The 12,433-nt window shown below is 43.3% G+C and carries 14 protein-coding genes; 9 read left to right on the forward strand and 5 right to left on the reverse strand.

Translation table 11 applies throughout. The features are described from left to right. Positions 1–102: 102 nt before the first annotated feature. The 3 genes from grpE to HWQ23_RS17070 all read right to left on the reverse strand — a co-directional run bounded on the left by grpE (position 103) and on the right by HWQ23_RS17070 (position 1,769). Entirely contained in the window at positions 103–756 is a 654-nt protein-coding gene (gene grpE / locus HWQ23_RS17060; protein WP_292830265.1) for a nucleotide exchange factor GrpE, read from the reverse strand. Positions 757–878: 122 nt separating this feature from the next. Continuing rightward, positions 879–1,370, reverse strand: a complete 492-nt coding sequence (locus HWQ23_RS17065) for a Dps family protein (protein ID WP_292830243.1) — start codon at positions 1,368–1,370, stop codon at positions 879–881. 135 nt (positions 1,371–1,505) lie between these two features. Then, positions 1,506–1,769 (reverse strand): ParB N-terminal domain-containing protein, encoded by a 264-nt coding sequence (locus HWQ23_RS17070; protein ID WP_012410090.1) that lies wholly within the window; start codon positions 1,767–1,769, stop codon positions 1,506–1,508. Positions 1,770–2,054: 285 nt separating this feature from the next. On the opposite strand from HWQ23_RS17070, the gene HWQ23_RS17075 reads away from it, so the two are divergent. Next, positions 2,055–3,644: a SpoIID/LytB domain-containing protein gene (locus tag HWQ23_RS17075; RefSeq protein WP_292830267.1), complete on the forward strand. Its 1,590-nt coding sequence runs from the start codon at positions 2,055–2,057 to the stop codon at positions 3,642–3,644. Between the two features lie 190 nt (positions 3,645–3,834). Here the strand turns inward: HWQ23_RS17075 and HWQ23_RS17080 are convergent, their stop codons facing one another. Continuing rightward, the gene (locus tag HWQ23_RS17080; RefSeq protein WP_292830245.1) at positions 3,835–4,134 is read right to left on the reverse strand and encodes a ferredoxin; all 300 of its coding nucleotides are present in this window, start codon (positions 4,132–4,134) and stop codon (positions 3,835–3,837) included. Between the two features lie 590 nt (positions 4,135–4,724). Between HWQ23_RS17080 and HWQ23_RS17085 the strand changes: the two genes are divergently transcribed. From HWQ23_RS17085 to HWQ23_RS17110, 6 genes are all read left to right on the forward strand, one after another. Further along, positions 4,725–5,741, forward strand: a complete 1,017-nt coding sequence (locus HWQ23_RS17085) for a Gfo/Idh/MocA family protein (protein ID WP_292830247.1) — start codon at positions 4,725–4,727, stop codon at positions 5,739–5,741. Next, a complete protein-coding gene (map, locus tag HWQ23_RS17090; RefSeq protein ID WP_292830249.1) occupies positions 5,741–6,541 on the forward strand; it encodes a type I methionyl aminopeptidase in 801 nt (266 codons plus the stop codon). Before HWQ23_RS17085 ends, map begins: the two co-directional genes overlap by 1 nt. A gap of 55 nt (positions 6,542–6,596) precedes the next feature. Beyond that, positions 6,597–7,211, forward strand: a complete 615-nt coding sequence (locus tag HWQ23_RS17095; RefSeq protein WP_292830251.1) for a Uma2 family endonuclease — start codon at positions 6,597–6,599, stop codon at positions 7,209–7,211. A gap of 584 nt (positions 7,212–7,795) precedes the next feature. After that, a complete protein-coding gene (locus tag HWQ23_RS17100) occupies positions 7,796–8,470 on the forward strand; it encodes a M10 family metallopeptidase C-terminal domain-containing protein (protein WP_292830253.1) in 675 nt (224 codons plus the stop codon). A 38-nt stretch (positions 8,471–8,508) separates the two neighbouring features. Continuing rightward, the gene (locus tag HWQ23_RS17105) at positions 8,509–9,183 is read left to right on the forward strand and encodes a calcium-binding protein (RefSeq protein WP_292830255.1); all 675 of its coding nucleotides are present in this window, start codon (positions 8,509–8,511) and stop codon (positions 9,181–9,183) included. Between the two features lie 403 nt (positions 9,184–9,586). Next, positions 9,587–10,201, forward strand: coding sequence for a Uma2 family endonuclease (locus HWQ23_RS17110; RefSeq protein ID WP_292830257.1), 615 nt, complete (start codon positions 9,587–9,589; stop codon positions 10,199–10,201). Positions 10,202–10,221: 20 nt separating this feature from the next. Here HWQ23_RS17110 and HWQ23_RS17115 read toward each other — a convergent pair whose 3' ends face one another. Continuing rightward, complete coding sequence (locus HWQ23_RS17115; protein ID WP_292830259.1) at positions 10,222–11,574, reverse strand: pentapeptide repeat-containing protein; 1,353 nt, start codon at positions 11,572–11,574, stop codon at positions 10,222–10,224. Between the two features lie 94 nt (positions 11,575–11,668). Between HWQ23_RS17115 and HWQ23_RS17120 the strand changes: the two genes are divergently transcribed. Together HWQ23_RS17120 and HWQ23_RS17125 are read left to right on the forward strand one after the other, a co-directional pair. Next, on the forward strand, positions 11,669–11,875 hold the full coding sequence (locus HWQ23_RS17120) for a hypothetical protein (RefSeq protein ID WP_292830261.1): 207 nt from the start codon (positions 11,669–11,671) through the stop codon (positions 11,873–11,875). A 184-nt stretch (positions 11,876–12,059) separates the two neighbouring features. After that, positions 12,060–12,272 (forward strand): hypothetical protein, encoded by a 213-nt coding sequence (locus HWQ23_RS17125; protein WP_292830263.1) that lies wholly within the window; start codon positions 12,060–12,062, stop codon positions 12,270–12,272. The last annotated feature ends 161 nt before the right edge of the window (positions 12,273–12,433 follow it).

The raw sequence follows: 12,433 nt of genomic DNA on the forward strand, positions 1-12,433 counted from the left end.
ATACATTTTGGCAGTTTTTGACCCCTCTTTTTTCAATCTTGGTGAGAAATCCGGGTTTAGACCCAAATTTTCGGTAAAGCGAAAATTTGGGTCTTAACTCCCTCAAACAGGACTGACTTTAGCTCTGTAAAGCAGCTTCTCCCCTTGAAGATAGCCAGTGTAGCGCACCTTGACTATTTCACCTGGTTGTGCTGTTCCCTCCATCAATTGGTGCAACTGTGGTTTATAAGGTATTTCGGCTCCCACGGGTGCGATCGCTTCCACTCCCCACGCCTGTAAAAGCTTTTCCATGGGTTTCTGCACCAAGGGTATTATTTTGACTGCTGCTAGCTGTGGATTCTCCTGGGCTTTCAGTGCTACTGTTGGCCATTGCAATAATAAAGACTCCAGCAGTTGCAAACTCGACTGCTGGAGTTCTTGTAGTAATATCTCTCGCTGTTGTTCTAATTGAAGCTGCGATCGCTGGTACTCTTTTCTTAAATCTGCAATTTCTTCTAATAATTCTTGAGTAGGCGCTGCTTTCTGTTGTAACAACTCTACGGTTGAAAAAGTTGCGATTAATTCATTCAATGGCATCTGTAGCACTGGCGAAAGTTTGAGCAGCACATCTACCCGCATCTGCTCTAGCTTTCCTTGTCGTAACCGCAAAAGTTGACGCTCTGAGACGCCAGCAGCGCGACTCAGCGCTTTAAAACTAGAAATACCCACCTGTTGCATTAAATCTTGCAACTTTTGGGTGAAATTAATATTGGGCATGGGCATTGGGCATTGGGCATTGGGCATTGGGCATTGGGCATTGGGCATTGGGCATTGGCGATTGAGTTTTTTCTCTATCCCTTATTCCCTATGCCCCATTCCCCATTCCCCATTCCCCATTTCTATTCTTCCAGTAAACTTCTCAACATCCAAGCTGTTTTTTCATGTACTTGCATCCGTTGAGTCAATAAATCGGCGGTAGGTTCGTCGTTAACTTCCTCTACCACAGGGAAAATAGACCGTGCAGTTCTGACTACGGCTTCTTGCCCTTCCACTAGTAAGCCGATCATTTCCACAGCTTTCGGAACTCCGGGAGTTTCTAGAATCGAACTCAGTTTGGCATATTCGCTGTAGGTTCCCGGTGCGGGATAGCCAAGCGCTCTGATTCTCTCAGCTATTAAATCAACTGCTAAGGCTAATTCTGTATACTGGGTTTCAAACATCAAATGCAACGTTTGGAACATCGGCCCAGTCACATTCCAATGGAAGTTATGAGTTTTCAGATACAGTGTATAAGTGTCAGCCAACAAGCGAGATAAACCCTCGGCAATTTTAGCCCTACTCGCCTCGTCAATGCCGATATTTACATTTTTGACTGTTACTTTCGATGACATAATTTTCTCCTAATTAGGTTATATGTAATTGGGGGTTGGAAATTGGGCATTGGGCAAACAGGGCATTGGGCATAGGTAGGTTATTCTCCTTGTCCCCCTCATCTCCCCCACTCCCCACTCCCCACTCCCCACTCTCTATGCTAAGTGCATCTTCAAAACGCTACGGGGCGCTTTACGGACTCTGGCTAAAACGGTTTCTTTGCCTAAACGCTGGCAAGCTTCATACCGATGGCAACCAGAAAAGCCATAATATTGTCCATCTACTTCTAGGACATCAATAGGTTCTTGTTGCCCAATCTCCGCAATCGATTCCATTAAAGCTTGCACTTTATTTGGATCATTTGCACGGGGCAATGGCCGTTTTATCTGATTTAATGGAATTTCTTGGACTCTAACCATAAGGAGTTTATCCAACTAGTTCTGTTTTGTGCCTCTAAATAAATCATAGTCATTATGACTTCGTTTTGCAACTTTTTGGGCAAAACTGGTAATGGTATCATTGGAGCACTCATGCGACAAAAAAACCGCGCTACAAAGCAATTGCAAAATCAGCAGCTCCAACGCCGCATTAAGGGGCAAAAGGCGCTCTCTAGAAGACGCGCTCTTTACGATTACTCCTTCGCGCTTCTCTACTGGACCCTGCGCGTAGCTTGCTTAAGAGTAGGGGTACGCTATCAGGTACCGATGAAATTTTCGTTTTGGCGTTTTTCCCACACTGTGCTGACAACATTTTGTCTATTGGGACTAACTGCTGCATCAGGGCCTGAGAGCAACAGCCAGGGTATGGAACTGAAAATTGGGATTGTGCAGCGATTTGGCGATAAACCCACAGCCAAGCTGCAACTAGAACCCACAAAAGGCGATCGCTTAAAGCTAAAATTTATTGCGGCCAACAAGCAGCAAATCCTGTTTACCAACAAGCCTGTAAAGCTGGAAACTCTCATGCAAGCTTTACCCCAGTCAGCAGTCGAAGAAGTCGTAGTTTTGGGCACATATCGCACTTTTGAAACTGCGGAAGACAGTGCTAACAAATGGCGTTCTCAGGGAATGCAAGTGGAAATAGCCCAGCCAGAACGCTGGCAGGTTTGGGCAAAACGAGATGTTTACAGCACTCCTTTACTGCGACGCTTGCTATTGCAGAACATCCAAGCTTCTACCAAAGAAAAAGTATATCTTGATACTAAAATTTTGAAACAAGTGCCGCGAGTGAGTTGGGTGGTGGATGGCAAGCGCTACAGCCCGAATGATTTAGAAATTAGCACTGATAAAAATTTGATTCGGGTGAATAAAAGCGAAAAACAAGAGTTTGCTCGTCTTTATGCCGGGCGACTGAATTTGCAGCCAAATGCCTACGGCACATACACTCTAGTTAACCAAGTACCTTTAGAAACTTATTTGCGTGGGGTTTTGCCTTACGAAATAGGCACGGATGCACCAGTAGCAGCCCTGGAAGCCCAGGCAATTCTCGCCCGGACTTATGCCTTGAGAAATTTACGCAGGTTTGCCGCAGATAACTATCAGTTGTGTGCTGATACTCACTGCCAAGTTTATTATGGGCTAAATGGAGCCGCCGCCAAAACAGACCTGGCGATCGCCTCAACCAGGGGTAAGGTACTAACTTATAAAAATCAACTAGTAGACGCCCTGTATTCTTCCACCACCGGTGGCGTCACAGCCTTCTTCAGCGATGTCTGGAATGGCGATGATCGTCCCTATCTGCGCCCTGTACTGGATGCTGCGACTAATTTTTGGAACTTGTCTAAGCAGAGTTTAGCAGATGAAAACAATTTCCAAAAATTTATTAATACCCAACAAGGATTTAATGAAAGCAAGTGGGATATGTTTCGTTGGCACAAGGAAACCCCTTTAAAGGATATTACCAAGGACTTGCAGAAATTTTTGCAGGTGAAAAACAGTCCCGATGCCAAATTTAAGACAATTCAGGCTATGGCAGTAGTGAAGCGAAGCCAGAGTGGACGCATCCTTGAACTCGCGGTTAAAACCGATCACAGCACCTTTATTCTCCACAAAGACGAAGTTCGTAGTGCCTTTGCTGCGCCTAAGAGTACGCTTTTTTACATACAACCCCTGAACAAAGGCAAACCCGAACTGTGGGGATACGCTTTTATTGGTGGTGGATTAGGACATGGAGTTGGCTTGAGTCAAACTGGCGCTCAAAATTTAGCTAAATTAGGTTGGTCAAGTCCAAAAATTCTCCAATTCTATTATCCTGGTACTCAGATTCAAATTCTCAGCAAAGAGACTAAACTTTAAACACACTTGAAAAATCAAGCAGGAACACAGTAAATTTTGTGTTCCTACTTGACACGAAATTAGGCTTTTTGTCAAAGTCGCTTTAAGAGGTACACACGGCATTGGGAAGGTGTTGACCCTAAATGCCCTGCTTCTATTTTGTCAACATGATTAACTCTTGCAAGAGGTTTATTGTTGAGGGGACTAACTCTTAGTAGAGTTCTTCTTCTTTATGAGTTTCGATTGTCACGTCAGAGGTTGGGTAAGCTACACAGGTAAGTACATATCCAGCTTCTATTTGATCGTCATCTAAGAATGACTGGTCACTCTGATCAACGGCACCCTTTACGAGCTTACCTGCACAGGTCGAGCAAGCACCAGCGCGGCAAGAGTAGGGCAGGTCAAGACCAGCTTCTTCGGCAGCGTCTAGAATATAGGTATCGTCCTCAACGTCAATTGTTTGGTTCAGCCCTTCGGCCTCGTTGATTAGTGTCACTTTAAAAGTTGCCATTGACTAATCCTCTCTTTTGCAAACGGTACTATAAGTTATCTTTAGGCAAAGGTCACGGCTTTTCTGTGGGATTAGCCGCTGGTTCAAATTTGCTTCAATTCTGATACTACGAGAAAAATTAAACGATGTAACTGGAAATTGAACCCGATTAGTAATGAAATTTAGTTGCTTAATCCTGATAAGTTTTATTTATATGATTTCCGGCACTAGTCAGGCTGTGATTAGAAAAAACTATCTTAGGGATGAAAAAACATGAATAGGATTAATGCCACCTATATTTTGTCGGACTTATGCAGAAGAGATCCCCAACTTCCCTTAAAAAGCAGGGCTGTTTCATTTGATCAGATAGAGATTTTGTCAATATGATCAGTGAGAAATAAGCTTTGAGTTGGTAATCCAAAAATTATCGCAACAACTCCGTAAATTTAAGTGCGTTCTCCGCGAAGGCAGCAGCGCTTCTCTACAAGAGGCGATCGCGATGATAATTGTTAAATCAGATTTTTTAATCACCTGATTTTTTGGGGTTAGACGCTTGTAAATTAGCGCCTTTGAGGGAACTGGCAGGATCAAAAACAGAACTAGTGAGGATCATGTATAATCCAGAAGCAGCTTTGGAGAAAGCAAGAGTGCGTGTAGGTTTGGTGGGTACTGGGTATGCGGCAAAGTTTCGGGCTGAGGCATTTCTCCATGATCAGCGATCGCATTTAGTTGCAGTTGTTGGTCATACCGCAGAAAAAACAGAAACCTTTGCCAAAGAGTACGAGATTGAAGCGTTGAGTTCTTGGCAAGAGCTAGTAAAGCGTGAAGATATAGACCTAGTAGTGATTTGCACTATTAATCGAGATCATGGTGCGATCGCTCGTGCAGCCCTTACCAACGGCAAACACCTAATTGTAGAGTATCCTCTTTCGTTGGATGTGGTCGAAGCTGAAGAACTGATTACCTTAGCCAAAGCACAGCAAAAGCTCCTGCACGTTGAACACCTGGAACTTTTAGGTGGTTTGCATCAAGCCTTGAAGCAAAACTTAGCCAAAATTGGTGAGGTTTTTTATGTTCGCTACAGCACGATCAATCCCCAGAATCCTGCACCCCGCAAATGGACTTATAACCACGAGATGTTCGGTTTTCCGTTAATTGGTGCCTTGTCTCGCCTACATCGTCTCACGGATTTATTTGGTAAAGTATTGACTGTTAACTGTCATCAACGATATTGGGAAATAGAACCAGAATATTACCAAACCTGTTTTTGCACTAGTCAACTCTACTTTAAAAGTGGGCTTTTAGCCCAAGTAGTCTATGGTAAAGGCGAAAGTCTTTGGCAATCAGAACGCAAGTTTGAAGTTCATGGTGAAAAAGGTGGTTTAATTTTTGATGGCGACACAGGATTGTTTATTCAGCCAGGGGAAACAACACCTATAGAGCTTGGCCCTCGTCGGGGTTTGTTCACCAAAGACACGAATATGGTGTTAGACCATCTTTTTGATGGTACTCCTTTGTACGTTACCCCAGAAGAGAGCTTATATACCCTAAAGGTTGCTGATGCTGCACAAAGAGCTGCACAGACAGGGTTAACTATGTTTATGAAAGATTCTTTAGATAAAAGTTGATGAAAACCGAACTAATTGTTATTTTATCCCAACGAGAATTAGACAAAATGCGTCAAGCTGGGCGTTTAGCAGCTAAACTTCTCCAGCATCTAGAACCGTTCGTGAAGCCAGGGGTTAGCACTCTCGAACTCAATGATGAAGCCGAACGTTGGACGCAAGCGCATGGAGCAAAAAGCGCACCCCTTGGCTATAAGGGTTATCCCAAGTCGATTTGCACTAGTGTAAATGAGGTAATTTGTCACGGCATTCCCAACGCCAAGCAAATTCTCAAGGAAGGTGACATCATTAATATTGATGTAACGCCGATTGTTGAAGGTTATCACGGCGATACATCCAAGACATTTTTTGTTGGTACTCCTTCGCCAAAAACCAGAAAGCTGGTAGAGGTGACAGAAGAGTGTTTGCGCCTGGGTATTGCTGAAGTTAAACCAGGGGGACGCATTGGCGACATTGGTGCAGCCATTCAAGAGTATGCTGAAGCCCAAGGCTTTTCTGTAGTGCGAGATTTCGTTGGACACGGCATCAGTAACATTTTCCACACTGCGCCGGATGTTCCCCACTATGGCACACGCGGTAAGGGCAAGCGCCTCAGACCAGGGATGGTTTTTACCATTGAGCCAATGATTAACGAAGGCACTTACGAAGTTGAAGTTCTGGGCGATAAATGGACTGCTGTCACGCGCGATCGCCAGCTTTCTGCTCAATGTGAGCATACCTTAGCTGTAACTGAAGATGGCGTTGAAATTCTCACCCTACCTGAAGGCGAGAATTACTGGAACCTAGATAAAACAGGTAGTTAAAATAATTAAGAGCAGTATTGCTGCTCTAGTTCTGAACCTGGAAGGACAAATCTCCATGCTCTCAGCCACTATTAATACAGGTAATCTTAGCTCTGAGGCATTCGTTGCTGGCTATCTGGATGATGTACGCTACCAGTTAATCGATGGAGAACTAATCGACTTGGAACCCACTGGACTTCATGAACAGGTAGCTAGGTTAATTAATCGTAAGCTCAACGTAGCAATTGATCTGCTCAACTTGCCTTGGTTTATTCCCATGAAATGCCTGATTAAACCATTAGGTCAAAATTCAGCCTTTAGACCTGATGTTGTGATTCTTGATCAGACGGCTTTGGCGAATGAGCCATTATGGAAAACTGAGCCAGTGATTACACTAGGCAAATCTGTTAAATTGGTCGTCGAGGTCGTTAGTACCAATTGGCAGAATGACTATGCTCGAAAAGTGGAAGACTACGAAGCTTTAGGTATTGGAGAGTATTGGATCGCAGATTATCTAGGGCTAGGAGGCAAACGCTACATCGGCTTATCCAAACAACCGGTAATCACAATTTATCAGTTAGTTGATGGAACTTATCAAGGACAACAGTTTAGGGGAACAGAACGCCTCATCTCCCAAACATTTCCAGACCTGAATTTAACCGCAGAAGAGATATTTGTTGCAGGTTACTAGAGTTAGAAATTTGGGAATACGTGGCGCTCTCTGGGGAGAAGTATTTAAACTGCTTAATAATTATTTAGTGGGGGTTATGTTGGAAAAACGCAAAAACAATATAAACTAAGTTTTAGCACTATTTTGATGTCAATATCATCAATAAATCCAGTACTTCTCAAATATTCAGAGTTAATAGTAAATACCTGTTCAAATCAGGTGTGGTTCTGTTATCTCTTTACCACCACGGCTATTTCGTTCTAGACATAACCGCCCAGAACTAAAGTTCCGGGCTAATAGCCCAAGTCCACTAAAGTGGACTAAAAGCCTTTCTTAGTCGTCTTTAGACGACTTTTGCTATTAGCCTCAGAATAAATTCTGAGGCGGGCTAGATGAGAATAAAATAGCCCTATCTTCCCACTCGTTATTTCTCCACCTTATTTTCTCGGTGTTGCTGAATGAAAGTGTGAAACTCCATGTTTTAAACTGTTTCCTTTGCACCTTTGGAGGAAACCAAATTCATACTTTTAATCAGCAACGCCGTTTGATGATGGGGAAGTGATGAGGTAATTTTTTTATCCTCTAAGTTAAGGAGAAACTCATCAATGGCAACTATAACTCGTAACGGTACTAATGATGGTGAGAGTCTGACTTACGACAATCGCCCTTTACCTGATGATTATCCGTTCTCCTTTCCTGAATTTAATCTGGTTTACATTAACGGATTTGGCGGTGACGACATTCTGAGCGGGCTTGATATTTTTAGCACCTATATCCTCAATGGCGGTGCTGGCAACGATCTAGCCGTTGGCGGTATTTACGGTGATGTCCTCATAGGAGATGATTTCGATGGCGTTGCTGGTAACGATTACCTCGCAGGGCTTGACGGCAACGATGCTCTCTTTGGCCTTGGTGGCAACGATACCCTCATAGGGGGTGCTGAGACTGATACTCTCTATGGGGGTGATGGCAACGATGTTTTCCAGTTTGAATCAGTTTCAGATAGTCAACCTGGTTTGTCACGGGATATTATCGATGACTTTGTTGGAAATGGTATCTTTGCAGGAGATCGAATCGATCTATCTCGCATAGACGCTAACACCACCATAAAAGGCGACCAAGCCTTCACTTACATAGGAAGTCGCGGATTCACCGCACCCGGTCAGATCCGTTATTCAAAAGATATTCTCCAAGGTAATACTGATAGTAATCTATCGGCTAATTTCGAGATTCAGCTTGCAGGATCACCACTACTAGTGGCAAGCGATATTATCGTTTAATAGACTTTTTACCCTCTAAATTCAGGAGAAACTCATCAATGGCATTTATAACTATTAACGGTACTAATGATGCTGACACTCTGATTGACTACACTCGCCCTTTACCTGATGATTATCCGTTCTCCCTTCCTGAATCTAATCTAGTTACCATCAACGGATTTGGCGGTGACGATATTATCAGTGGGCAAGATCCTTTTAGCACCTATATCATCAATGGCGGTGCTGGCAACGATCTAGCCGTTGGCGGTGGTAGCGATGATCTCCTCAATGGGGATGATCCCGATGGCGTTGCTGGTAACGATTACCTCGATGGATTTGAGGGCAACGATGCTCTCTTTGGCTTTGGTGGCAATGATACTCTTGATGGGGGTACTGGCACTGATGATCTCTATGGGGTTGATGGCAACGATGTTTTCCGGTTCGACTCAGTTTCAGATAGTCAACCTGGTTTGTTACGGGATATTATCAAAGATTTTGTTGGAAACGGTAACTTAGCCGGTGACAGAATCGATCTATCTGGCATAGACGCTAACACCAATATAGCGGGCGATCAAGCCTTCACTTACATTGGGACTCGCGCATTCACCGCACCCGGTCAGATTCGTTATTCAAAAGATATTCTCCAAGGTAACACTGATAGTAATCTATCGGCTAATTTTGAGATTCAGCTTGCAGGATCACCACTACTAGTGGCAAGCGATATTATCGTTTAATAGACTTCTTGCAAAAGTCCTTAACACCCCACCCCCAACCCCTCCCCTTGGTAAGGGGAGGGGAGCGTTTGCGTTAGAAATACTAACTGTAGGTTGGGTTAAGCGGAGCCTCACCCAACGTTTCCGCGCTTGTTGGGTTTCGTTCCTCAACCCAACCTACAAAAAATTAAATTTCGACCCTCTTTTAGGGTGACGTGTACTAAGTTCCTATATTGAATTCGGGCAGTCGTTGATTGAATTCGGGCAGTCATTTATTGAATTCGGGCAGTCATTTATTGAATTCGGGCAGTCGTTTATTGAATTTAGGCAACCCCCAAGAATTTACATAAAGCCATTTAATATATTTGTAATCCTAATCAACATTTATTGCATGATAAAGTAAAACATATATGGAGGTAAAATTATGACCCAAGCGTTGCCCAAATTACTCACCTTTAATGAATTTATCGAATGGTATCCCAACGATGGAAAACGCTATGAATTGTACAAAGGAGTAATTATTGAAATGCCGCCTCCAACCGGTTCGCATGAAAAAGTTGTGGGATTTATAGCCCGTAAGCTAACTGTCGAGTTTGATCGCCTGAATCTTCCCTACACTATACCCAAAACTGCATTGATCCAAACTCCTTCTGCCGAATCGGCTTATTCGCCTGATGTGTTGCTGCTAAATCTTGATAATCTTGACAATGAACCGCTTTTTCAAAAACAGTCAACAGTAAGCCAAGCAGCATCGGTTCCAATAGTCATCGAAGTTGTTTCAACCAACTGGCGAGATGATTACTACAATAAACTTAGGGATTATGAAGAAATGGGCATTCCCGAATATTGGATTGCTGATTATGCTGCATTGGGTGCAAGAAAGTTCATCGGTAATCCCAAACAACCCACTATTTTTGTGTGCGAATTAGTTGATGGTGAATATCAAATGACAGCGTTTCAAGGTAACACCGCGATTTCATCACCTATCTTTCCCCAATTAAATTTAACTGCACAGCAGATTTTTAATGCGGCTAACTAATTTTTTATCTAGTCTTATAATTATCTTCCCAACTTATTAGGAATACCTTCACAATCACCAGGAATAGTACCTCTAGTTTTTTCGCCACCCCAAGCACAACAGTAATAACGTGTAGACTCAGACATCCGTTGCACATTCGTAAAATCGGCATTTTCTACCACAGCGCCAGTGTGTTCGCCGGTTTCATAATTTGGTGGTTCAGTGCGACTGCGGGGTGATGCTTTGTCCACTGTACCGTAAAATAGGCGAACTCCATTGATGTCAGCACTACCGAGATTAGCACTATATAAAATTGTGCGGGAGAGGTTAGCTTTTACTAAATCACAACCGACCAGATTAGCGCGGACAAGATTAGCTTCGCTGAGGTCAGTCCAACGCAAATCAGTACCAGAAAGGTCTGCTCCCGCTAGCATTACGCCTAAATCAATGACACGCACACCTTCCAGGCGGTCTTCTGCATATCCGCCACTCCCGTCGAAAATGGCTCGACCTAATCGGCCATCGCGTTTTAGGGGTGACAGCAACTTGGAACGTGAGAGAAAGCGGAGAATTTTCGCTTTACCACTGCTATCGACACTACTCAAAATTGCCGCAGTGCGTCCTTCCGCGATCGCTCTTTCTTGAGGCCAATCTTCTAATAATCCTTCTTCATCTAATACTAAGTCTGAAACGCCTTGGAAATAGGAATCAATTGTCTGTTGCTGGGTAATAATATTTTGCTGAACTGTTAGCAGGTTTTGCTGAATTGTCAAGTCTTTGGATATGACATATTGTCGCCACGCCACGTAAACGGCGATGATGGCAATGAGAATTTGCCCCAAAGCGCCAAACCATTCTGCTAGGCTACCAGCAGTTTCCCAGTTAATCTGGCGTCCTAAAAGCAGCAAGCGATCGCCTACAGATGTGAATCTGATCAAGCCGATGATCGCTACTAATAGCCCCAAAAAGGCCACAATCAGCGTGCGTTCTTGGGGTGAAAACCACTCCTTTAAAACTTTTTGCAACCAAGGCAATAATATCGCTAGGGATAACAGCAAAGTCATCAGTGTTCCGATAATGCCGATGATCCTGTTATTGAGGATAACGCCGATAAAAGTGATAGCGATCGCCAGAAGGATGATCAGTAATACCCTCGGCTTAACGGTGAATTGGTTGCTAGTGGGTTGCTTGAAGTCAGAACGGGCTTGTTTGAGAGCAGTTGTATGTTGCGGAGATTGCAAAGATGCGATCGCCGCTAGTGCTTGTTGTGTCGCTAGTACTTCTGAGCTTAGGTTCTTCTCAGTTGCACTACCGTCAAAGTCATCTGGTTGCAAATCGTTTTCGGGGATTGGTTCTGGGGTTGGTAGATTAGAGGAATTGGATTCAATCGTCATGTTTTCTATTTTGCGCCCTCAATCCACGTTATGCAGCGTTCCTACCGCAGTAAATTCTTAAAAAACAGGCTGAAGATATATTTTGCTTGTCCTTGTGGCAACTACCACTATTGCCCTGACAGTCATCGCTAGACCTTTTAATCACCTGAATTTAACAGCCTGGAGCGATCGCGACGATCGTCAACCCCTGCTTCCCGGTACGGTTGATGATGCCAGTCACCTGAATCAGACACAGGTGACAATTAAGCAAGTTAAGAGTCAGTCTAGAGTTACTGAGGTAGATACTACAGTCTGTACTTAGAGATGCCTTACGTCAAGGTAAAAAGGTAGTGATCGCGGGTTCAAACTGCTGAAATACTTATATCATAAAAACTTCGGCAGTTTTTCACCCCTATTAACTCATTCTTTTGGAGAAATCTTGGTTAATGTGTACTTAAAAATTTAGTAAAATCAAACACAATATATCCCAATATATTGAGGGCTTTATGATTAATAACATCTTCAAACGATGTGCAGTCAGTACAGCACAAGCTGTACTGAGTTTAGGTGTCATGAAAGCAGACCCAACTTTAGCTGCAACATTTTCAATTTCAGCACGGGAAGTACAAACGGATGGTTATTTTACTTTTCTAGGTAACTATTTCGGTGCGTTTAGTGGGGAAGATTCTAACAATGATTTTATCTTGACACTAAATTAACTGACCAATTTTACTTTTGAATCGGAACCTTTCTACAATGGAAGAAAATTTGCCTATGAACTCGCTGATCTTGAAAGTTTTACTTATAAGTTAAGTAGTAATGAACTATAGCGGTTCCTGCTTGAGTACAATACAGTATGGGATGATGGAGTATATTAACG

Origin of the sequence: Nostoc sp. JL33 (assembly GCF_017114985.1) — a bacterium.
Lineage (GTDB): Bacteria > Cyanobacteriota > Cyanobacteriia > Cyanobacteriales > Nostocaceae > Nostoc.